Origin of the sequence: Bacillus sp. FSL L8-0528, assembly GCF_038593085.1 — a bacterium.
Classification (GTDB): Bacteria; Bacillota; Bacilli; order Bacillales; family Bacillaceae; genus Bacillus; species Bacillus paralicheniformis.
Genome location: NZ_CP151961.1, coordinates 4255445 through 4275685, shown reverse-complemented (window position 1 = coordinate 4275685; position 20241 = coordinate 4255445). Strand labels below are relative to the sequence as shown.

At 44.8% G+C, this 20241-nt stretch carries 23 protein-coding genes; 20 read left to right on the top strand and 3 right to left on the bottom strand.

From position 1 onward, the window contains the following. Window positions 1-639 precede the first annotated feature (639 nt). The 12 genes from rpmH (at window position 640) to MHI30_RS21655 (ending at window position 11371) form a co-directional block, all read left to right on the top strand. Window positions 640-774: a 50S ribosomal protein L34 gene (gene rpmH, locus MHI30_RS21710; protein ID WP_003178075.1), complete on the top strand. Its 135-nt coding sequence runs from the start codon at window positions 640-642 to the stop codon at window positions 772-774. Between the two features lie 84 nt (window positions 775-858). Next, window positions 859-1218: a ribonuclease P protein component gene (gene rnpA / locus MHI30_RS21705; protein WP_075751853.1), complete on the top strand. Its 360-nt coding sequence runs from the start codon at window positions 859-861 to the stop codon at window positions 1216-1218. A 164-nt stretch (window positions 1219-1382) separates the two neighbouring features. Next, window positions 1383-2183 carry a YidC family membrane integrase SpoIIIJ gene (spoIIIJ, locus tag MHI30_RS21700; protein WP_142238580.1) on the top strand — a complete coding sequence of 267 codons (801 nt, stop codon included), beginning with the start codon at window positions 1383-1385 and terminating at the stop codon, window positions 2181-2183. Continuing rightward, window positions 2180-2803, top strand: a complete 624-nt coding sequence (gene jag / locus MHI30_RS21695; protein ID WP_075751813.1) for an RNA-binding cell elongation regulator Jag/EloR — start codon at window positions 2180-2182, stop codon at window positions 2801-2803. Before spoIIIJ ends, jag begins: the two co-directional genes overlap by 4 nt. A gap of 335 nt (window positions 2804-3138) precedes the next feature. Further along, complete coding sequence (mnmE, locus tag MHI30_RS21690; protein WP_075751812.1) at window positions 3139-4518, top strand: tRNA uridine-5-carboxymethylaminomethyl(34) synthesis GTPase MnmE; 1380 nt, start codon at window positions 3139-3141, stop codon at window positions 4516-4518. A 16-nt stretch (window positions 4519-4534) separates the two neighbouring features. Then, entirely contained in the window at window positions 4535-6421 is a 1887-nt protein-coding gene (gene mnmG / locus MHI30_RS21685; protein ID WP_035338138.1) for a tRNA uridine-5-carboxymethylaminomethyl(34) synthesis enzyme MnmG, read from the top strand. A gap of 13 nt (window positions 6422-6434) precedes the next feature. Further along, window positions 6435-7154: a 16S rRNA (guanine(527)-N(7))-methyltransferase RsmG gene (gene rsmG, locus MHI30_RS21680; protein ID WP_075751811.1), complete on the top strand. Its 720-nt coding sequence runs from the start codon at window positions 6435-6437 to the stop codon at window positions 7152-7154. 97 nt (window positions 7155-7251) lie between these two features. Beyond that, window positions 7252-8103, top strand: coding sequence for a nucleoid occlusion protein (gene noc, locus MHI30_RS21675; RefSeq protein WP_075751810.1), 852 nt, complete (start codon window positions 7252-7254; stop codon window positions 8101-8103). A 55-nt stretch (window positions 8104-8158) separates the two neighbouring features. Next, window positions 8159-9016 carry an RNA polymerase sigma-70 factor gene (locus tag MHI30_RS21670; protein WP_075751809.1) on the top strand — a complete coding sequence of 286 codons (858 nt, stop codon included), beginning with the start codon at window positions 8159-8161 and terminating at the stop codon, window positions 9014-9016. Between the two features lie 66 nt (window positions 9017-9082). Further along, complete coding sequence (locus tag MHI30_RS21665) at window positions 9083-9526, top strand: carboxymuconolactone decarboxylase family protein (protein ID WP_075751808.1); 444 nt, start codon at window positions 9083-9085, stop codon at window positions 9524-9526. Between the two features lie 242 nt (window positions 9527-9768). Then, entirely contained in the window at window positions 9769-10530 is a 762-nt protein-coding gene (gene soj, locus MHI30_RS21660; protein WP_020453647.1) for a sporulation initiation inhibitor protein Soj, read from the top strand. Further along, window positions 10523-11371 (top strand): ParB/RepB/Spo0J family partition protein, encoded by an 849-nt coding sequence (locus MHI30_RS21655; RefSeq protein ID WP_075751807.1) that lies wholly within the window; start codon window positions 10523-10525, stop codon window positions 11369-11371. Before soj ends, MHI30_RS21655 begins: the two co-directional genes overlap by 8 nt. A gap of 36 nt (window positions 11372-11407) precedes the next feature. Here MHI30_RS21655 and yyaC read toward each other — a convergent pair whose 3' ends face one another. Beyond that, window positions 11408-12025, bottom strand: coding sequence for a spore protease YyaC (yyaC, locus tag MHI30_RS21650; protein WP_075751806.1), 618 nt, complete (start codon window positions 12023-12025; stop codon window positions 11408-11410). Window positions 12026-12327: 302 nt separating this feature from the next. Here yyaC and MHI30_RS21645 point away from each other — a divergent pair, with 302 nt between their 5' ends. The 6 genes from MHI30_RS21645 (at window position 12328) to rpsR (ending at window position 16165) form a co-directional block, all read left to right on the top strand. Further along, on the top strand, window positions 12328-13341 hold the full coding sequence (locus tag MHI30_RS21645) for a GerAB/ArcD/ProY family transporter (protein WP_075751805.1): 1014 nt from the start codon (window positions 12328-12330) through the stop codon (window positions 13339-13341). Between the two features lie 87 nt (window positions 13342-13428). Then, window positions 13429-13635, top strand: a complete 207-nt coding sequence (locus tag MHI30_RS21640; protein WP_011201785.1) for a DUF951 domain-containing protein — start codon at window positions 13429-13431, stop codon at window positions 13633-13635. A 178-nt stretch (window positions 13636-13813) separates the two neighbouring features. Beyond that, on the top strand, window positions 13814-14914 hold the full coding sequence (gene ychF, locus MHI30_RS21635) for a redox-regulated ATPase YchF (protein ID WP_075751803.1): 1101 nt from the start codon (window positions 13814-13816) through the stop codon (window positions 14912-14914). A gap of 113 nt (window positions 14915-15027) precedes the next feature. After that, on the top strand, window positions 15028-15315 hold the full coding sequence (rpsF, locus tag MHI30_RS21630) for a 30S ribosomal protein S6 (protein ID WP_003178026.1): 288 nt from the start codon (window positions 15028-15030) through the stop codon (window positions 15313-15315). A 46-nt stretch (window positions 15316-15361) separates the two neighbouring features. Continuing rightward, entirely contained in the window at window positions 15362-15874 is a 513-nt protein-coding gene (ssbA, locus tag MHI30_RS21625) for a single-stranded DNA-binding protein SsbA (protein ID WP_003178024.1), read from the top strand. Window positions 15875-15925: 51 nt separating this feature from the next. Continuing rightward, window positions 15926-16165 (top strand): 30S ribosomal protein S18, encoded by a 240-nt coding sequence (gene rpsR, locus MHI30_RS21620; protein ID WP_003178022.1) that lies wholly within the window; start codon window positions 15926-15928, stop codon window positions 16163-16165. Window positions 16166-16242: 77 nt separating this feature from the next. Here the strand turns inward: rpsR and MHI30_RS21615 are convergent, their stop codons facing one another. Beyond that, window positions 16243-17544, bottom strand: coding sequence for an MFS transporter (locus MHI30_RS21615; protein WP_145651832.1), 1302 nt, complete (start codon window positions 17542-17544; stop codon window positions 16243-16245). A 213-nt stretch (window positions 17545-17757) separates the two neighbouring features. On the opposite strand from MHI30_RS21615, the gene MHI30_RS21610 reads away from it, so the two are divergent. Both MHI30_RS21610 and MHI30_RS21605 read left to right on the top strand, forming a co-directional pair. Next, the gene (locus tag MHI30_RS21610) at window positions 17758-19224 is read left to right on the top strand and encodes a SulP family inorganic anion transporter (RefSeq protein WP_075751802.1); all 1467 of its coding nucleotides are present in this window, start codon (window positions 17758-17760) and stop codon (window positions 19222-19224) included. Window positions 19225-19242: 18 nt separating this feature from the next. Beyond that, entirely contained in the window at window positions 19243-19662 is a 420-nt protein-coding gene (locus MHI30_RS21605) for a universal stress protein (RefSeq protein ID WP_075751801.1), read from the top strand. A gap of 42 nt (window positions 19663-19704) precedes the next feature. Here MHI30_RS21605 and MHI30_RS21600 read toward each other — a convergent pair whose 3' ends face one another. Beyond that, complete coding sequence (locus MHI30_RS21600; RefSeq protein ID WP_075751800.1) at window positions 19705-20181, bottom strand: spore coat protein; 477 nt, start codon at window positions 20179-20181, stop codon at window positions 19705-19707. Window positions 20182-20241: the final 60 nt, after the last annotated feature.

Below are 20241 nucleotides of genomic sequence, written 5' to 3'. Positions count from 1 at the left end.
AATGGCGGTTCGTCCCTCCTTTACCAGCAATATTTGCTTGTCCAACCTGTTATAGAACACAAAAAAAGAGCAAATGGATGAGTCCATTCGTTAATGAAATGTTGAAAACATATAATATAGTAGAAAAACGTCTTTTCGACATTCTTCACAAGATGTGGACAAATTTCTGCACACCCTGTGAAAAAACTTTCCACAACTTATCCACAGTTTGTGGATAATGGATTGGCAGCCAATTTGTTATCAAGAGTTAAAACACAAATATAATATCAGAATAAGCGAGTGGTTGCAATGGTTGCGAGGAACTTATCCACACACTATACAAACTGTTGAAGAAATATTGTCCACAACGGTTAGTTTTGTGAAAATGTTGTCGATAATGATTGTGGATAGAAAAAACGAGGCGAAAGATATCCACATTGGCTTTTTTTCGCTCCGCTCTTCCCATTTTCCCGCTTCCAAAAAAATCTTTTAAGCTAAAATTGAGGAAAAATGAAATTAGGCTTTCGAAGAAAATTGATATGTGTTATCCTATTATGGTGCAAAAAAGAAATGTGTGAGCGAAGTTGACAATGAACTGCTCATCCCAATATAATAAATTAGACTGTCTTTAACAGCTATTCCTCGAGGGAGGTGTCATACATGAAAAGAACATTTCAACCAAATAACCGTAAGCGCAGCAAAGTTCATGGCTTTCGCAGCCGTATGAGTTCTAAAAATGGACGTCTTGTATTAGCACGTCGTCGCCGCAAAGGAAGAAAAGTATTATCAGCTTAGGCCACTGAATAATGTCAGTGGTCTTTTTTACATAGAGGAATGACCAGGCCCATTTGCCAGCTTGTTATCGGAGTGAAAGAAGATATGAAAAAGCGAAATCGATTAAAGAAAAATGAAGATTTTCAAAAAGTATTTAAAAAAGGCAAATCGATGGCAAACCGGCAATATGTTTTATATGTGCTTCACCAGCCTGAGGCGAAAGAGTTTCGGGTGGGACTGTCGGTCAGCAAGAAAATCGGAAACGCAGTCGTGCGCAACCGGGTAAAGCGGCTGATTCGCCAGGTCATCCAGGAAGAGCGGGATCTATTAAAACAAGAAAATGACTACATTATCATCGCAAGAAAACCTGCAGCTGAATTGTCATATGAAGAGGCGAAAAAAAGTTTGCAGCACCTTTTCAGAAAGTCGTTTGTCTACCGGAAAAAACCGAATCAGCCATCATAGTCCGGTTAAAAAGATGTTATGGCCCTCATTTTTAAGCGCTTCCTTTAGCTCCTGAAAAATGTCGTCGCCCATTCGGGGAGAAAGATGATAAAATACGAGAAAGTATGTCTTTTTAATGGTCATAACCGAATAATACCGGTTGAAGAATGAAGATTTAGGAGGAAATATTGTTGAAGAGGCGAATTTTATTATTGTTCAGTATGATCGGCGTTATCGTGCTGTTAGCTGGATGTACGGAAATCAACCAGCCGATCACTGCAGAAAGCGAAGGGTTTTGGAACACGTATATCGTATACCCGCTGTCACAGCTGATCACGTATGTAGCAAATTTAACGAATAAAAACTTCGGACTCGCGATTATCATCGTCACGATCTTAGTCAGACTTTTAATTTTGCCGCTGATGATCAAGCAGACGAAGAGTTCGAAAGCGATGCAGGCTCTCCAGCCTGAAATGCAAAAACTTCGCGAAAAATACAGTTCTAAAGATCAAAAAACGCAGCAGAAGCTTCAACAGGAAACGATGGCTCTCATGCAGAAGCACGGGGTTAACCCGCTTGCCGGATGTTTCCCGATCTTAATTCAAATGCCGATTTTAATCGGATTCTATCATGCCATTATGAGAACGCGGGAAATCGCAGAACACAGCTTTTTATGGTTTGACCTTGGGGAGCGTGATCCGTATTTCATTTTGCCGATTCTCGCCGGTGTGTTCACATTCATTCAGCAAAAGCTGATGATGGCGGGAACAGCGCAGCAAAATCCGCAGATGGCGATGATGCTTTGGCTGATGCCGATCATGATCGTTGTATTTGCGGTCAGTTTCCCGGCGGCTCTTTCCCTGTACTGGGTAGTCGGTAACTTATTCATGATTGCTCAAACCTTCTTTATCAAAGGGCCTGATTTAAAGGCAGAGAGGCAGGAAGCGGCAGCCGGAGGAAAAAAATCCGGAGGTAAGAAAAAGTGAAGAAACTGACTGCTACTGGACGTACCGTCGATGAAGCAGTGCAATCCGGGCTTGAACAGCTGGGCCTTCATGCAGATGATGTCGAAGTCGACGTAGTTGATGAAGGAAAAAAGGGATTATTCGGCATTTTCGGTCATCGGTCTGCAGTCGTGAACATTCGGGAAAAAATAGACCCGGTTAAAGAAGCAAAACAGTATTTGGAAAATGTGATTTCGAATATGGGAATACAAGCCCAGGTGACGGCAGAAGAGGAGTCAAAACGAGTGGTCTTTCAGTTAAAAGGTGATAAAACAGCCCTTTTAATTGGAAAAAGGGGACAAACTTTAAATGCCCTTGAAACGCTGACGCAGCTCGTGCTCAATCGTCATTCCGACAGATATATCCAAGCGGTGGTTGACGCCGAGGGATACCGCGCAAAGCGGAAGGAAACACTCGCTCAGCTTGCATTGAAGCTTGCTGACCAGGCGGCCAGGCAGAAAAAAGACATTCACCTGGAGCCGATGCCTTCCAGTGAGCGCAAAGTCATCCATGATACGCTTGCGGGCTACTCGCAGCATATCGAAACTTATTCTACTGGAGAAGACCATAATCGGCACCTTGTCATCTCATATAAAAAATAACATGAAAACCGAAGTTCCCAAAATTGGGGCTTCGGTTTTTTGCCGTTGCAAAATCGATGAATGCAGACCAAATCGGTTTAAGCTTTAGTTTTTTCGGTGTAAGCTGTTGATGAAAATGAAATTTAATTGTTATTCACATGTGGATAAGTTAAAGTAAGTAATGATGGCTTAGAACGGTTGTGGATAACGATTCAAGTCACTTCCACTTCAATTGAAACTATGATATCTTTAAATTTTGATTACAATAAAAGTTTTTCATCCATATACGATGTTTGGAAGATGACCCGGACAAATGGGGATAATAGATAGAGGAATGAAAAAGAGAGGTGAAAGCCATGGATACCATCGCCGCGATTTCAACGCCGATGGGAGAAGGAGCGATTGCGATCGTCCGGATGAGCGGCCCTGAGGCTCTTGCGATCGCCGATAAAGTATATAAAGGACCTCGCGGGAAAAGGCTGACTTCCGTCGATTCACATACGATTAACTACGGTCATATCGTTGATCCGGAAACGGAAAAAGTCGTGGAAGAAGTCATGGTTTCGGTACTGAAAGCGCCGAAAACTTTTACGCGGGAAGATATTGTAGAAATCAACTGCCACGGCGGAATTGTAACCGTCAACCAGGTGCTTCAGCTCGTTTTGAGAGAGGGAGCGCGCCTTGCGGAACCGGGGGAATTTACGAAAAGAGCCTTTTTGAACGGAAGAATCGATCTTTCCCAAGCTGAAGCTGTCATGGATCTCATCAGGGCCAAAACAGACCGCGCTATGAATGTGGCCATGAATCAGATGGAAGGAAGGCTGTCTTCACTGATCAAACGGTTGAGAGCCGAGATTCTTGAAACATTGGCCCATGTTGAAGTGAATATAGACTATCCGGAATACGATGATGTCGAAGAAATGACCCATAAGATGCTGATTGAAAAGGCGACAAAGGTCAAAAAGGAAATCGAGGCGCTGCTGACGACTTCAGAGCAGGGTAAAATATTAAGAGAAGGCATCTCAACGGTTATCATCGGGCGGCCAAATGTCGGCAAGTCCTCGCTTTTAAACAGTCTCGTCCATGAGACAAAAGCGATTGTAACGGACATTCCGGGTACGACACGGGATGTCATTGAAGAATATGTGAATGTCAGAGGCGTGCCGCTGCGCCTTGTCGATACAGCCGGGATCCGCGAGACCGAAGACATCGTCGAGCGAATCGGCGTTGAACGTTCAAGACAGGTATTAAAAGAAGCCGATTTGATTTTGCTTGTCCTCAATTACAGCGAGACCCTTTCGGAAGAAGACATCAAGCTCTTTGAAGCAACGAAGGGCATGGACATCATCGTCATCGTCAATAAGACCGATCTTGAGCAAAGACTTGATCTTGATCGCGTTCGGGAATTGGCGGGAAATCAGCCTGTCGTCACGACATCCTTATTGAAAGAGGAAGGGATTGATGAGCTGGAGGAAGCCATTCAATCGCTGTTTTTCACAGGAACGATCGAGAGCGGCGACTTGACATATGTCAGCAATACAAGGCACATCTCACTGCTGCATGAGGCGAAGCGCGCCATTACTGACGCATTGGAGGGCATCGAAAACGATGTCCCGATCGATATGGTTCAAATTGATTTAACAAGATGCTGGGAAGTTCTCGGGGAGATCATTGGCGATGCTGTACACGAAAGCCTGATCGACCAGCTCTTCTCTCAATTTTGCTTAGGAAAATAAAGGAGGAACAAAGCATATGGGCTATGAAGCAGGCCAATATGACGTCGTTGTCGTCGGCGCCGGACACGCCGGTGTTGAAGCGGCGCTGGCGTCAGCCAGACAAGGCGCAAAAACGCTTGTCTTAACGATTAACCTTGATATGGTTGCTTTCATGCCATGTAACCCGTCTGTCGGCGGACCTGCAAAAGGAATCGTCGTCCGCGAAATCGATGCGCTCGGCGGGGAAATGGCTAAAAATATCGATAAGACTCATATCCAAATGAGGCTTTTAAATACTGGAAAAGGCCCTGCCGTCCGGGCTCTGCGGGCTCAGGCTGACAAATTCCAATATCAGCATGAAATGAAAAAGACGCTTGAGAATGAACCGAATTTGACCATGTTGCAAGGAATGGTCGAACGCCTTCTTATTGAAGACGGGGAATGCCGGGGCGTTGTAACCCAAACAGGGGCGGAGTACCGTTCTAAGACCGTTGTTCTGACGACGGGGACATTTTTGAGAGGAAAAATTATTCTTGGCGATCTGTCATACTCCAGCGGGCCGAACAATCAGCAGCCGTCCATCAAGCTGTCTGAGCATCTTGAAGAGCTCGGCTTTGATCTCGTCCGTTTTAAAACAGGGACCCCGCCGCGGGTCAACAGCCACTCAATTGACTACAGCAAAACGGAAATTCAGCCCGGCGATGAAGTGCCGCGGGCCTTTTCGTATGAGACAGTGGAATATATTACAGACCAGCTTCCGTGCTGGCTCACATATACAAGCCCGGAAACGCATGAAATCATTGACAACAATCTGCATCGCTCACCGATGTATTCCGGTATGATTAAAGGAACGGGGCCAAGATATTGTCCTTCTATTGAAGACAAGGTCGTCCGCTTTAACGACAAGCCGAGACACCAAATCTTTCTTGAGCCTGAAGGCCGCAACACCCAGGAAGTCTATGTCCAGGGATTGTCGACAAGCCTTCCTGAAGATGTGCAGCGAAAAATGCTTTCAACTATTCCCGGCCTTGAGAATGTGCAAATGATGCGAGCGGGGTATGCGATTGAATATGATGCGATCGTACCGACACAGCTGTGGCCGACACTGGAAACGAAAAAAATTCCGGGACTCTTCACAGCCGGACAGATTAACGGAACATCAGGCTATGAAGAAGCGGCCGGACAGGGAATTATGGCCGGCATCAATGCGGGCCGGAAAGCGCTTGGCAAAGAAGAGGTCATTCTCAGCCGCTCAGACGCTTATATCGGCGTATTGATCGACGACCTTGTGACAAAAGGAACAAACGAACCGTACCGCCTGCTGACTTCGCGTGCAGAGTACAGGCTGCTTCTGCGTCACGACAATGCAGACTTGCGCTTGACCGAGATCGGCTATCAGATCGGCTTGATTTCTGAAGAACGATATCAAAAGTTTCAAGAGAAAAAAGCGGCCATTGAAGCAGAGAAAAAACGCCTTCATTCTGTTATTATCAAACCGACAAAGGAAAATCAGGAATATATCCGTTCACTGGGCGGCAGCGAGCTCAAAGACGGCATTCGCGCGACCGACCTGATGAAGCGGCCGGAAATGAATTATGAAACTGTTACTGCTCTTGCGCCGCCTGAACAAAAAGTCGCCGGCGACGTTGCTGAACAGGTTGAAATTCAAATTAAATATGAAGGATATATTGAAAAGTCCTTGCAGCAGGTCGAAAAACTAAAGAAAATGGAAAACAAAAAGATTCCTGACAGAATCGACTATGATGCGATCAAAGGCATTGCAACGGAAGCGCGCCAAAAATTGAAAGAGGTCAGACCGCTGTCGGTCGCACAGGCCTCACGGATTTCCGGCGTCAATCCTGCTGATATTTCCATTCTGCTCGTCTACTTAGAGCAGGGACGGATTGCCAAGGTTGCGGAATAGAAAGGGTGACGGCATGAACATTGAGCAATTTACAGCCGGTTTGGAGGAGAAAGGCATCTCCCTTTCTTCCTTCCAGCTGGAGCAATTTGAGACCTATTACGAATGGCTTGTTGAATGGAACGAAAAAATGAATTTAACCTCGATTACCGAGAAAAAAGAAGTGTATTTAAAGCATTTTTACGATTCCATCGCCGCTTCTTTTTATGTTGATTTCAAAAAGATGAACAGTCTCTGTGATGTTGGAGCGGGCGCCGGATTTCCAAGCCTTCCGATAAAAATCTGTTTTCCTCACCTTCACGTCACAATCGTTGACTCGCTGAACAAACGGATTCACTTTTTGAATCAGCTGTCAGATGCTTTGGAGCTGGAAAACACAGCTTTTTACCATGACCGCGCGGAAACATTCGGAAGATCGAAAGACCACAGAGAAAGCTATGACGTCGTGACGGCACGCGCTGTCGCCCGCCTTTCGGTTCTCAGCGAGCTCTGCCTTCCGCTTGTGAAAAAAGACGGTTTATTCGTAGCATTAAAAGCAGCTTCGGCTGATGAAGAAATTGAAACGGGCAAAAAAGCCATCAAAATGCTTGGAGGCAAAATTGAAACCGTACATTCTTTTCAGCTGCCAATTGAAGAAAGCGACAGAAACATCATTGTCATCAAAAAACAATTGCAGACACCGAAGAAATTTCCAAGAAAGCCTGGAACACCTAATAAATCTCCTATTGAAGGTTAAATTATTCGTTTTCTTCAAATTTCGTGATGTCACAGAAGGAAAATTCATGAGAAAATAGAATTATAAAAATGGCAGTGTTTAAAGGTGGTGTAGGTACATGAAGCATTCATTCTCTCGTCTCTTCGGACTTGGCGACAAGGAAGAAGAAGCAGAGATTGCTGAACATGATACGAATAAAGAAGAAATTCAAGAAATTCCAGTAGGCGATATAATTCCTAACCGTTTTCAGCCGCGCACCATTTTCTCAGAAGAAAAAATTAAAGAATTAGCTGCAACCATTCATACACACGGCATTATCCAGCCGATTGTCGTCAGAAAAACAGAGCGGGAAGGCCAATATGAACTCATAGCCGGAGAGCGGCGCTGGCGGGCGGTTCAAACGCTCGATTGGGAGAAGGTTCCCGCTATTATTAAGGATTTTTCAGATACGGAGGCCGCTTCCGTCGCTCTTATCGAAAACCTTCAGAGGGAAGAATTATCTTCGATTGAAGAGGCGCATGCTTATGCAAGGCTTTTAGAGCTTCACGATTTGACGCAGGAAGCCCTTGCACAAAGGCTTGGAAAGGGCCAGTCAACAATCGCCAATAAGCTCAGACTGTTGAAGCTTCCGGAAGAGGTGCAGGAAGCGATCTTGAAAAAAGAAATTTCAGAGCGCCACGCAAGAGCGCTCATACCGTTGAAACAGCCCGACCTTCAGGTCAAGCTGTTACATGAAGTCATTGAAAAGAATTTAAATGTAAAGCAAACCGAAGACCGTGTCGTCAAAATGCTTGAGCAGGATAAACGCAAGCCGAAACCGAAGAGAAAAGCGTACAGCAGGGACGCGAGAATTGCGATGAATACGATTCGCCAGTCCTTATCAATGGTGGAAGACAGCGGCGTCAAACTGAATACGGAAGAAGAGGAATTTGAAGAATATATTCAGTTTACGATCCGGATACCGAAATAAAAGCTCCCTCTAGAGCTTTTATTTTTTTAGGCAAAATATTAATAGGGGAGCATCTATGGAATATTATCGACAATATCATTCTTTGCTTTTTTCAATTGCTTACCGTATGCTCGGGTCTTTGCAAGATGCAGAGGACATCGTCCAGGAATTGTTCGCAGACCTCCAGGAAAAAGATATCAGTCAAATTGACCATATTCAAGCATATTTGAAGAAATCTATCACCAACCGCTGCATAAATGAACTCCAGTCTGCCCGCAAGAAACGGGAGGTGTATATCGGGGAATGGCTTCCGGAACCACAGGTAGCGCTTTCAGCTCAAAGTCCGGCGGAATACGTTGAAGAAAAAGAAAAGGTTTCCTATGCATTTCTGGTAGTTATGAGCCGGTTAAATCCTGTGGAAAGAGCCGTTTTGATGTTTAGGGAAGTATTTGGATATCACTATAAGGAAATATCGTCCATAATCGGGAAGTCGGAAGCGAACTGCCGTAAAATCCACAGCCGGCTGAGACAGAAGCTAAATGGGGATATTTCGGTATTATCACAGCCGGTCGAAGAACAGCAACTGGCCCGGCTGTTTATCGAATCAGCGAGAACCGGTGATTTTGAGGAGTTTTCCAAGAAATTGATTGAAGATGCCGTCTTGTATACAGATGGCGGCGGAAAAGTACGCAGCGCTTTGAGACCGATCTATGGAAAGAGCCGCATTTATGCTTTTTTTACGGGAGTTGTTTCAAAGGGAAGCTTTTCCGGCCGCTTTATGCCTGTCGATATCAACGGCCAAAAGGGCGTTTTGATCATGAAAAACAACCGCCCGGCTTACGCCGTTTGCTTTGCTTGGAACCCGGAAGGCGATTCCGTCAAAAATGTGTTTATCGTATCAAATCCCGATAAACTGAAGCATATTAAAATATAACGTTTTCTGTCACAAACGCCGTTCCTCACTTGTTATATAAGTGAAACACTTAAAGGAGGAATAGACATGGAAACGAGATTTCTAATGGAAAAAGTAAACCCTGAGGGCTACAGAGGAATGCTGGAGCTTGAAAAAGCGCAGGCTTCTTCAGGCATTGACCCCATTTTAAAGGAACTGATCAAAATCCGGGCTTCACAGCTGAACGGATGTGCTTTCTGCTTAAATATGCATACAAAGGATGCAAGGCAGAACGGTGAGACGGAACAGCGGATATATGCGCTTAATGCGTGGCGGGAAGCGCCTTTTTTCACGGAAAAAGAGCGGGCAGTATTGGCGCTGACTGAAGCCGTTACGCGAATCGGCGAGCACGGGCTGCCGGATGAAGTATACAACGAAGTCAGGACCCATTTTACAGAAGCTGAAACAGCCGAACTGATCATGTCAGCCGTCACAATAAATGCCTGGAACAGAATTGCCATCGCCACCCGGAAAATGCCCGCAGCAGATTGATTGAAATCCCCCTAAGACAGGGGGATTTTTTTATATTAATATAATAATGAAACTATCTTTCATTTCACTTGAACATCTCTTCTCTTTTTTCTGAGATAAAAAAATGGTTTCTTTATGTCGAAAAATAGAAAAAACGGATCTCTTTGAAAAAACAAAAATTCAAAAAAAGCAAACGGCCGATTCTTTTTTTGTTAAAATAGAGAAATGAGAGAAACTTGTTCAATGTGAAAGTAGGTGACATTGTGGGGAAAATTATTGCGATCACAAACCAAAAAGGTGGCGTTGGTAAAACGACAACCTCTGTTAACCTGGGAGCTTGTTTAGCTTACATCGGGAAAAGGGTTTTGTTAGTCGACATAGACCCGCAAGGAAACGCAACAAGCGGTATCGGCGTTGAAAAGGCTGATGTTGATCAATGTGTGTACGATATATTAGTAGATGATGCAGATGTGAAAGATGTCATCAAAACAACATCCGTAGAAAATTTGGATGTCATTCCTGCAACGATTCAGCTTGCGGGGGCGGAAATTGAACTCGTTCCGACCATTTCCCGCGAAGTCCGGCTGAAAAGAGCTTTGGAATCAGTCAAACAAAACTATGATTTTATGATTATTGACTGTCCACCGTCATTAGGGCTGCTTACAATCAATGCGCTTACGGCTTCCGATTCCGTCGTGATTCCGGTCCAGTGCGAATATTATGCGCTGGAAGGGCTGAGCCAGCTGCTCAACTCGGTCCGGCTCGTGCAAAAACATTTAAATACGGATCTGATGATCGACGGTGTATTGCTGACAATGCTTGATGCAAGAACGAATTTAGGCATACAGGTCATCGAAGAAGTGAAAAAGTACTTCCGCGATAAAGTATACCAAACCGTTATCCCACGGAATGTCCGGCTCAGTGAAGCGCCGAGCCATGGAAAGCCGATCATTTTATATGATCCTCGTTCCAGAGGAGCGGAAGTCTATTTAGAATTAGCAAAGGAAGTGGCTGCGAATGCCTAAAGGTCTCGGAAAAGGGATTAATGCATTGTTTTCAAATGTTGATTTATCCGAAGAAACGGTTGAGGAAATCAAGCTGCAAGACTTGCGGCCCAACCCTTATCAGCCAAGAAAAACGTTTGATGACCAATCGTTAAAAGATTTGAAGGAGTCCATTTTGCAACACGGTGTTTTGCAGCCCATCATCGTCAGAAAGTCAATTAAAGGCTATGACATTGTAGCCGGAGAACGCCGCTACCGGGCTGCTGAAAAAGCCGGATTGGATACCATTCCTGCGATTGTGCGCGAGCTGTCGGAATCCCTGATGATGGAGATTGCCCTATTGGAAAATCTTCAACGAGAAGACCTGTCTCCGCTTGAAGAAGCAAAAGCCTATGAATCTTTGCTCAAACATCTCGATATGACCCAGGAACAGCTGGCAAAAAGGCTTGGAAAAAGCAGGCCTCACATCGCCAACCACTTGCGGCTGCTGACACTACCTGAAGACGTTCAAAAGTTAATCGACAACGGCACGTTATCGATGGGCCATGGCCGAACATTGCTTGGATTGAAAAACAAGAAAAAGCTTGAGCCGCTTATTCAAAAGGTCGTGTCCGAACAGCTGAACGTCCGCCAGCTTGAAAAGTTAATTCAACAGTTGAATGCTGATGTTCCACGTGAAACAAAGAAGCCGAAACAAGTAAAAGATGCAGTGATCAAAGAACGAGAGTCGTATTTGCGAAACTATTTTGGAACACCGGTGACCATTAAAAAGCAAAAGAAAAAAGGCAGAATTGAAATCGAATTTTACTCAAATGAAGACTTGGAGCGTATTCTCGAATTGCTGGCTCAAGAAGACGCATAAGCTTAAAAACCATCTGATCATGTGCAGATGGTTTTTTTATGACATCCTTCCGGTCATTCTTTGAATTGGTGACACATGGCGCCGCTGCCACCCGGCTTTCTCCAGATGCGACAACCCGTCAGCAAGCACATCTGCCATGCTCATGACAAGGTTGAGCCTTGTATTTTGCAGGACAAAATACTCCATAAAGCCGCTGACATTGACAATTCCGTTAATATGCACGTGGCCGACTTCAGGCAAGCTTTTCTGAACGCCTGCTCCCGGCTTCAAAGGTCCTTTGCCGATTTGAAAAGATCCCACGCTTTTGGTTCGTCCAAGACAGGCATCGATCGCGATCATAAATGGATTTTGATGCTGATGATGAATATGATCAATCTTTTCATTTAAGTTTACGGCGTGAACCGGGTCGGCAAGCGTTCCATAGACATGAAAACGTGTCAGCTGTTTTGCGGAGAGTTTCATTCCTACGAGGGGACCGAGCGAATCTCCGGTGGAGCGGTCTGTACCGATGCAAACGATCACGATGGGCCGGTCTTCGGCTTCCTTTAAATAGACGGAAAGAACTTTCTCTATTTGTTTCACAGCTAGCGGATCCGAATGAGAAATATATTCATTTATTGGTTCTTGAGAAAAAATTCCGCCTTTTCGATTCATAGGCTTCACATCCTTGTCATCATGGTAACAGCAGTGCCTTGGTGTGTTTTTCGAGTATGAATGGTTGTTTACAGTATATCCAGCTGTCTCTTTTTTTATGCTTTGGATGAAACGATTTGGTCAGCCGAAAAAATACTTTACTAAAAGAAGATATGATAATTCACTTTATTATATTGATATAATTTATTCGTTTGAATGAAAAAAGTCGAAAGGGGTTTCATGAATTTTTATAGAGGACCGGCAATATAGTGTCATGAGCGGAGAAACAAGCTTAAAAACTATATTGCTGGGGTGAGCAAATCGTGTGGAGAGCCGGGATGAAGTGGATGCTTCTTATTTTAGGAAGCTTAATAGGTGCGGGATATGCGTCCGGCCAGGAAATATGGCAGTTTTTTGGTGATGAAAGCGGACTGGCTATCCTGTTGTTTACGATCATGTTCAGCCTGTCAACCTATATTGTGATGAAGATCAGCTACGAACAAAAATCAGAGCATTTTCTGCCTGTGCTCGAAACATTAATCGGTCCGCTGCTGGCTAAAGTATACGATGTGCTGATCATCCTGTATTTGTTTACGACGACGATTGTGATGATTGCAGGAGGCGGGGTAACGCTGCAAATCTTCCATATCCCGTTTTGGACGGGCGTCATCTTATTTTGTTTATGCACAGGGTTGTTGTTTTTCTGGGGGCTTAATGGCATATTGTCCGTTAACAGCTACTTAATCCCGATTTTGGTGGCTGGGCTGCTGTATGCGCTGATTTCTTTTCAAACCGCTCATCATCAGCCGTGGCTGCTCAATTTGACTCATCAATACAACTGGCCTGCCGGCATCGCATTCACTTCGCTGAACATATTATCTGTTGTCGCTGTATTGTCTGCGGTCGGCAAAGAGATGAAGGGAGTCGGAGAAGCGAAGATTGCCAGCATATTAAGCGGCCTGGTGTTTGGCGCTATTTCATACATGTACAATGAGACCCTTGTAGAGCTTGCCGGTGAACTGGCCCATTATGAAATTCCTTTATTCGCGGTTTTGGAGGGCGCGCCTTTTCCGATTTTTATTTTTATGACGGCTGTTCTTTGCGTCGCGATCTACACAACGACGATCTCGAGCATTCTCGGGCTGTCCAGCCGTTTTCTGTCACTTGTGAACTGGCCGAGATGGGTAATCGTCTTCCTGCTCCTGTTGATCATGGTGCCTTTTACATCAATCGGCTTTTCAAATTTAATCGCTTTTTTATATCCAATTTACGGGTTATTAAATTTGTATTTGTTGGTAAATATTTTACTTTACCCGATTTTGAGTAAATGGAAATAAATATATTTATGGTTATGAAGAATTGCTCTTTCGCTGTGGTTTTTTGTACAATAAGATCACAACAAGGAAGCAAAGAGGTGAACGATGTTGGCCGATAAAGAATTTGGCCTGAATGACGTGGTCGAAATGAAAAAGCCGCATCCCTGCGGGACGAACCGCTGGAAGATCATTCGGATGGGAATGGATATCCGGATCAAGTGCGAGGGCTGTTCACACAGTGTCATGATCCCGCGTAAAGAGTTTCAAAGAAAGCTGAAAAAGATATTAGTTAAGCATGAGGAGTCCGAATCTTAATCTTTGCGGACCCCCTCATGCTTTTTTTCGATCTCAACGAAAAATGAATTTTCACCTAGTTTGTATGATTGAAAAGCAAGTTTTGTCAGCTTGTCTTTTACTGTAATCATCCTTATAATTGTTGCAGGTTTAACATTTACGACTACACATGGATGTTCATTATAGAGGAGATGAAACAATGGCTTTAACAGCTGGGATTGTTGGTTTGCCTAACGTTGGGAAATCAACCTTATTTAATGCAATTACTCAGGCCGGGGCAGAATCGGCCAACTACCCGTTTTGTACGATTGATCCAAACGTCGGAATCGTAGAGGTTCCTGATGAGCGTCTGCAAAAGCTGACAGAACTCGTCAATCCGAAGAAGACGGTCCCTACCGCATTTGAATTCACCGATATCGCCGGCATTGTAAAAGGAGCATCAAAAGGAGAAGGGCTCGGAAACAAGTTCCTGTCCCACATCCGCCAAGTAGACGCGATCTGCCATGTTGTCCGCTGTTTTGCCGACGACAATATCACGCACGTGTCCGGGAAAGTAGATCCGATTTCGGATATCGAGACGATCAACCTTGAGCTGATACTGGCTGACCTTGAAACCGTTGAGAAGCGGATCGGCCGGGTCGGAAAGATGGCCAAGCAAAAAGACAAAGAAGCCGTGTTTGAATTTGAGATTTTGACAAAGTTAAAAGAGGCCTTTGAACAGGAAAAGCCGGCCCGTTCTGTCGAGTTCTCGGAAGAGCAGCAAAAGGTGTTGAAGCAGCTTCATCTGCTGACGACAAAACCTGTCTTATATGTAGCGAATGTCAGCGAGGATGAAGTGGCTGATCCTTCAGGAAACGAGTACGTTCAGAAGGTCCGGGAATTTGCTGCTGCTGAAAACGCGGAAGTCATCGTCGTCTGCGCCAAAATTGAGTCCGAAATCGCAGAGCTTGAAGGCGAAGAGAAGGCGATGTTCCTTGAAGAACTCGGCATCGAAGAATCCGGTCTGGATCAGCTGATTAAAGCGTCCTATTCCCTCCTTGGACTAGCCACTTATTTTACAGCGGGAGAACAGGAAGTCAGAGCCTGGACATTTAAAAAAGGTATGAAAGCCCCTGAATGTGCGGGCATCATCCATACGGACTTTGAACGCGGATTTATCCGTGCGGAAACGGTTGCTTACGACGATCTGCTGGAGGCGGGAAGCATGGCCGCAGCAAAAGAGGCCGGAAAAGTCCGCCTTGAAGGGAAAGAATACATTGTGAAAGACGGCGATGTCATTCATTTCCGTTTCAATGTATAACGCAGTTGAAATAGGACAAGAGCTTTGATATAATATAAAATTGTGAGTAATAGGATTATTGCTCCTTGCCCAATATAATGGGCCGCTTAGTCCAAAAGGAGGTGCAAATACAAATGAGAAAGTACGAAATCATGTACATCATCCGCCCAGACGTTGATGAAGAGTCTAAAAAGGCTGTTGTTGAGCGTTTTAACAACATTTTAACAACTAACGGTGCGGAGATCACTGAAACAAAAGATTGGGGAAAACGCCGTCTTGCGTATGAAATCAACGATTTCCGTGACGGATTCTACCAAATCTTAAACGTTCAAGCTGGAGCTGAAGCAGTTCAAGAATTTGACCGTTTAGCTAAAATCAGTGATGACATCATTCGCCACATCGTGGTTAAAGAAGAAGAATAAACAGAATTGAATTATATACTCTAAAGCAAAAGGATGGTCTCTCAATATGCTTAACCGAGTTGTTTTAGTCGGCAGACTGACAAAGGACCCAGAGCTTCGTTATACTCCCAGCGGTGCAGCTGTTGCCACCTTTACGCTTGCTGTCAATCGTACGTTTACGAATCAGCAGGGTGAACGTGAAGCTGATTTCATCAACTGTGTTGTCTGGAGAAGACAAGCCGAAAATGTTGCGAATTTCCTTAAAAAGGGAAGTCTTGCGGGTGTAGATGGACGTTTGCAAACGCGCAGCTATGAAAATCAGCAAGGACAGCGTGTATACGTCACGGAAGTTCAAGCTGAAAGTGTTCAATTTCTGGAGCCTAAAGGCGGCGGTTCTGGTTCAGGCGGTTACAGCGGAGGCCAGGGAGGCCAACACTTTGGCGGCGGACAGAATGAACCGGCTCCATTCGGCGGCAGTCAAAACAATCAGAATCGCAATCAAGGCAACAGCTTCAATGACGATCCATTCGCAAACGATGGAAAGCCGATTGACATCTCTGATGACGACTTGCCATTTTAATGGATGACGGACGAATAAAACAAAACCAGAATAGAAAGGAGGGAAATAACGATGGCAGGAGGACGCAGAGGCGGTCGTGCGAAACGCCGTAAAGTGTGTTATTTCACTTCTAACGGCATTACGCACATCGACTACAAAGATGTAGATCTTCTTAGAAAATTTATCTCTGAGCGCGGTAAAATCTTACCACGCCGTGTAACAGGAACAAGCGCGAAATACCAACGTAAATTGACTGTTGCAATCAAACGCGCTCGTCAAATGGCTTTACTTCCATACGTAGCAGGCGAGTAAGCCGATAAAAGGAACAAGACCCAATACGGTCTTGTTCTTTTTTTATTCATCAAAAGCCGGGTCGCTTCCTGCAGCATTCAGGTTTCCTGCTTGCCAATCTGTATCCGTTTAATGTCTCCGAGGACGGCAAGGTAGAACACGAGCCCAAGCAGTAATACAAACCCGGCTACTAAAAAGCTGAGCGTAAATGAACCGGTCACATCAACCAGATAACCCGTTAAAGAAACCGCGATAATCCCTCCGAATAAGTTATTTGCCAAATTGACCATTGAGCTGAGCAGAGAGATGGAACCAGCCGGTGCAATATCAGCTGATATCGACCAGCCGACAGGCGCAGTCGCAGATATTCCAGCTAAGCCGACGGAAATGCAGATGATCGCGATCGTGATGTTGTGCGTGAAGACAGCTCCCAAAAAGGCAAATCCAAGGCTCATGCCGATTGCGATAATGGTCTGGTACACTTTTGTATTCGAATGCCCCTTTTGAATTAAAAAATCGACGAGCCATCCGCCCACTACGATTCCGGAAACCGTCGATATCAACCAGGGAACCGCTGTAAACAGCCCTGAGGACATAATATCCATTCCGTATGTTTCTTTAAAGAAAGTCGGGAGCCAGGTTAAGAGCAGGTTGAATGTATAGCCATAACCCGTGAATCCGATCATCAGCCCCCATGCTTTGCGGTTTGCCAGCATTGCTTTTAAAGCAATGAGCGTCCGTTCCGAGATGTCTTCCTCTGATACGGCATTATGTTTTTGAATGTAATGGAGCTCTTCTTTTGAGATTCGTTTGTGCCGATCGGGTTGTTCATAATACATCCAGAAAAATACAGTGAACAGTACATTGATGATTCCGATCGTTAAAAAAGCGGCTCGCCAGTCAAATGTCGTGACTAAAAAGGCAACGAGAGGCGCGCCGATGACATTTGCGAACTTGGCTGCCGAGTCAAACAGGGAATTGGCAAGACCGCGCTCATTTTGCGGAAACCATAAGGCCGTGGCTTTGGAAGCGGCAGGAAATGCTGAAGCACTCGTCAGCCCGATTAAAAATCTGACAATATAAAGAAGCAATTTCCCCTGTAAAAAAGCCAATATAATGGTTAGAAAACTCCATACGGTCATTCCGACCCTTGTTACCCAGGCAACGCCGTACTTGTCCAAAAGACTCCCGACCGGAATCTGCATCAGCGTGTATGAGTAGGTATAGATGGAAAAGACGATGCCTAATTGGGTTGCCGTCAATTGAAAGGAATCCTGTATCGCAGGAGCCGCGACTGAAATGGCAACACGGTCAAAGTAATTTAAAATGATCATGCTGCTTAATAAAGAAGAAATATACCATCTTGTATGCCCCGGCCGTTTTTCCAGCTCTTGCGCCATATTGAAACCTCCTCTAATGATTAGATTGGACTCTTTTCAAAATTACATTCTTAATTTCTTCGTGTTCATTTCCACGGGATTGCGGGCAGTAAACGGCCGCGGAAAAAAACCATATAGACATTTTGATACAGGTTTGCTAAAGTGAAACATGTTAAAAACAGATGGCTTCTATGAGAGTTAGAAGCAAATGATTACGAACGAGGTGTTGAATCTTTGAATGTTAAACAATTAAATAGCGAATGGTTTTCTAATGTACGGGGGGATATCCTTTCGGGTATCGTCGTAGCGCTTGCTCTCATTCCTGAAGCCATAGCGTTTTCCATCATTGCGGGTGTAGACCCGATGGTCGGTTTGTACGCATCTTTTTGTATTGCCGTCGTCATTTCCTTTACGGGCGGCCGTCCGGCGATGATATCAGCTGCGACCGGGGCGATGGCTCTTTTGATGGGATCTTTGGTCAGGGATCACGGGCTTGATTATTTATTTGCTGCTACGATTTTAACGGGAATCATCCAATTGATATTTGGGGTGCTGAAGATTGCGCGCTTTATGAAATTTATTCCGCGGTCGGTTATGGTAGGTTTCGTAAATGCGCTCGCCATTTTAATCTTTATGGCGCAGGTTCCTCATTTTGTTGGAGTTTCGAATATGACGTATGTTGTGGTCGGGATTACGTTGTTGATTATCTATGTTCTTCCCCGCTTTACAAAAGCCGTTCCATCTGCACTTGTTGCCATTATTGCGATGACTGTATTTGCTATTTTTGGCCATTTTGATCTTCGCACTGTCGGTGATTTGGGAGAGATAAAGCAATCATTGCCTGCTTTTATGATTCCCGATATTCCTTTCAATTTTGAGACGTTGGCCATTATTTTTCCAACAGCCTTTGCGCTTTCCATCGTCGGCTTGCTTGAGTCATTATTAACCTCTTCTATTGTTGATGATATGACGGATACGGAAAGCGATAAAAACAGGGAAAGCCGCGGACAGGGCATCGCCAACATTGTCGCCGGATTTTTCGGAGGCATGGCGGGATGCGCGATGATCGGCCAGTCTGTGATCAATGTGAAATCAGGAGGAAGAGGCCGCTTGTCCACTTTTGTTGCCGGCGTTTTCTTAATATTTTTGATCATGGTGCTGGGCGACTGGGTCGTACAGATTCCGATGGCGGCCTTGGCCGGTGTGATGATTATGGTATCGATCGGTACGTTTGACTGGTCTTCGTTCAGCATGTTAAGAAAGGTGCCGCTGACGGATTCCATTGTCATGCTTGTGACCGTTATCACCGTTGTGGCGACCCACGATTTATCAAAAGGGGTTTTCGCCGGCGTTATTTTGAGCGCGGTCTTCTTTGTGGCGAAAATTTCCAAATTGAAAATTGAAGAAAAGTCAGAAGAACATGCGGTCAAGTACATCATCAAAGGACAAGTTTTCTTTGCATCTGTTCAAGATTTCGTAAAGTCTTTTAAAACGGATGAGCAAACGAAAAAGGTCATTCTTGATTTTTCAGAGGCCCATATATGGGATGATTCCGCTGTGGCGGCTATCGATAAAGTCGTTTTGAAAATGAAAGATCAGGGAATAGACGTTGACTTGATTGGTTTAAATGAGTCCAGCTGGAAGCTGGTCGAAAAACTGGCAACTTATGATCAGCCTCATCGTTCAGTGTCAAATCACTAAGAAAACGGGTGTTGTAGGGTGTATAGAAATATACTGCTGGCTGCAGATGGCTCAAAGCATTCTGAAAGAGCGGCCGATCATGCGATTCATTTGGCTTCCATGTCAAAGCAGGCGGTCGTCGACGTTATTTATGTATTGGATTATGCGAAAGCAAAACACGAAGTTCTGCATAGCGAAAACCGTGCAGAACTCGAACGTGAACGGCGCAGCAGGCTGCTGTCGATAGAAAATAAATTAAAACAATCGGCCGTTCCCTATCAAATGACGATGCAGCACGGGGATCCGGGCCCGACGATCGTATCGTACGCCAACCATCATGATGTTGATATCGTGATTATCGGAAGCAGGGGGCTGAACACTTTGCAGGAAATGGTGCTGGGAAGTGTCAGCCATAAAGTGGCGAAAAGAGTGAAGTGTCCAGTTTTAATTGTAAAATAGCCTAAAACAGAGCCAGTAAGGATCCTATCCTTGCTGGCTTTTTTATCTCATCGATATCGCTTTTTGCGCGTGCATGGCGTCGCCTTTTAGCAGGTCAACGAGATTATAGGCGGGATATAAGCCTTTCTGGTACATAAAATAAAAAATTTGTTCATGCAATTTAATAGCCGCATTGATTTGTTTAACAAACACTCTCCTGAGCTCGGGCGTCGCCGTTTCCGTGATCGCAATCGCATAGTTTCGAACGGTTGTTTTCGCCAATACCAACAGATCACCCGCATCAAAATACAGGTCGGCCCGTTCTTCATCCCGCTGAAATGCCGGAGCTTTTGGCAAAAAGGGAAGAAGCTCCCGTAAATTTTGCTCCAATGCCTTCGCTGAAACACTGTAAAGCTGTCTTAACTGAGGATCGCTGATTTTTTTCATGCTTTTCTTGATCTTGACCAATCCGACAGACTGGGCCGCGATCAGTTCATGCAACTCCATCGTTTCATGCCAAGCCAATGTTTTTGTTGTCATGCATATTCTCCTTTATTGCTTTTTCTTAGTCAGCATATGCCCATTGCCGTCTAAAGGTTA

What these genes read in the sequence shown, in the direction of transcription:
- rsmG (WP_075751811.1), top strand. Translation starts at nt 6,435, where the DNA reads ATGAACATTGAGCAATTTACAGCCGGTTTGGAGGAGAAAGGCATCTCC.
- MHI30_RS21615 (WP_145651832.1), bottom strand. Translation starts at nt 17,544, where the DNA reads ATGGCGCAAGAGCTGGAAAAACGGCCGGGGCATACAAGATGGTATATT.
- MHI30_RS21600 (WP_075751800.1), bottom strand. Translation starts at nt 20,181, where the DNA reads ATGACAACAAAAACATTGGCTTGGCATGAAACGATGGAGTTGCATGAA.
- noc (WP_075751810.1), top strand. Translation starts at nt 7,252, where the DNA reads ATGAAGCATTCATTCTCTCGTCTCTTCGGACTTGGCGACAAGGAAGAA.
- mnmE (WP_075751812.1), top strand. Translation starts at nt 3,139, where the DNA reads ATGGATACCATCGCCGCGATTTCAACGCCGATGGGAGAAGGAGCGATT.
- ssbA (WP_003178024.1), top strand. Translation starts at nt 15,362, where the DNA reads ATGCTTAACCGAGTTGTTTTAGTCGGCAGACTGACAAAGGACCCAGAG.
- MHI30_RS21665 (WP_075751808.1), top strand. Translation starts at nt 9,083, where the DNA reads ATGGAAACGAGATTTCTAATGGAAAAAGTAAACCCTGAGGGCTACAGA.
- MHI30_RS21655 (WP_075751807.1), top strand. Translation starts at nt 10,523, where the DNA reads ATGCCTAAAGGTCTCGGAAAAGGGATTAATGCATTGTTTTCAAATGTT.
- yyaC (WP_075751806.1), bottom strand. Translation starts at nt 12,025, where the DNA reads ATGAATCGAAAAGGCGGAATTTTTTCTCAAGAACCAATAAATGAATAT.
- rnpA (WP_075751853.1), top strand. Translation starts at nt 859, where the DNA reads ATGAAAAAGCGAAATCGATTAAAGAAAAATGAAGATTTTCAAAAAGTA.
- mnmG (WP_035338138.1), top strand. Translation starts at nt 4,535, where the DNA reads ATGGGCTATGAAGCAGGCCAATATGACGTCGTTGTCGTCGGCGCCGGA.
- ychF (WP_075751803.1), top strand. Translation starts at nt 13,814, where the DNA reads ATGGCTTTAACAGCTGGGATTGTTGGTTTGCCTAACGTTGGGAAATCA.
- rpsF (WP_003178026.1), top strand. Translation starts at nt 15,028, where the DNA reads ATGAGAAAGTACGAAATCATGTACATCATCCGCCCAGACGTTGATGAA.
- rpsR (WP_003178022.1), top strand. Translation starts at nt 15,926, where the DNA reads ATGGCAGGAGGACGCAGAGGCGGTCGTGCGAAACGCCGTAAAGTGTGT.
- rpmH (WP_003178075.1), top strand. Translation starts at nt 640, where the DNA reads ATGAAAAGAACATTTCAACCAAATAACCGTAAGCGCAGCAAAGTTCAT.
- MHI30_RS21670 (WP_075751809.1), top strand. Translation starts at nt 8,159, where the DNA reads ATGGAATATTATCGACAATATCATTCTTTGCTTTTTTCAATTGCTTAC.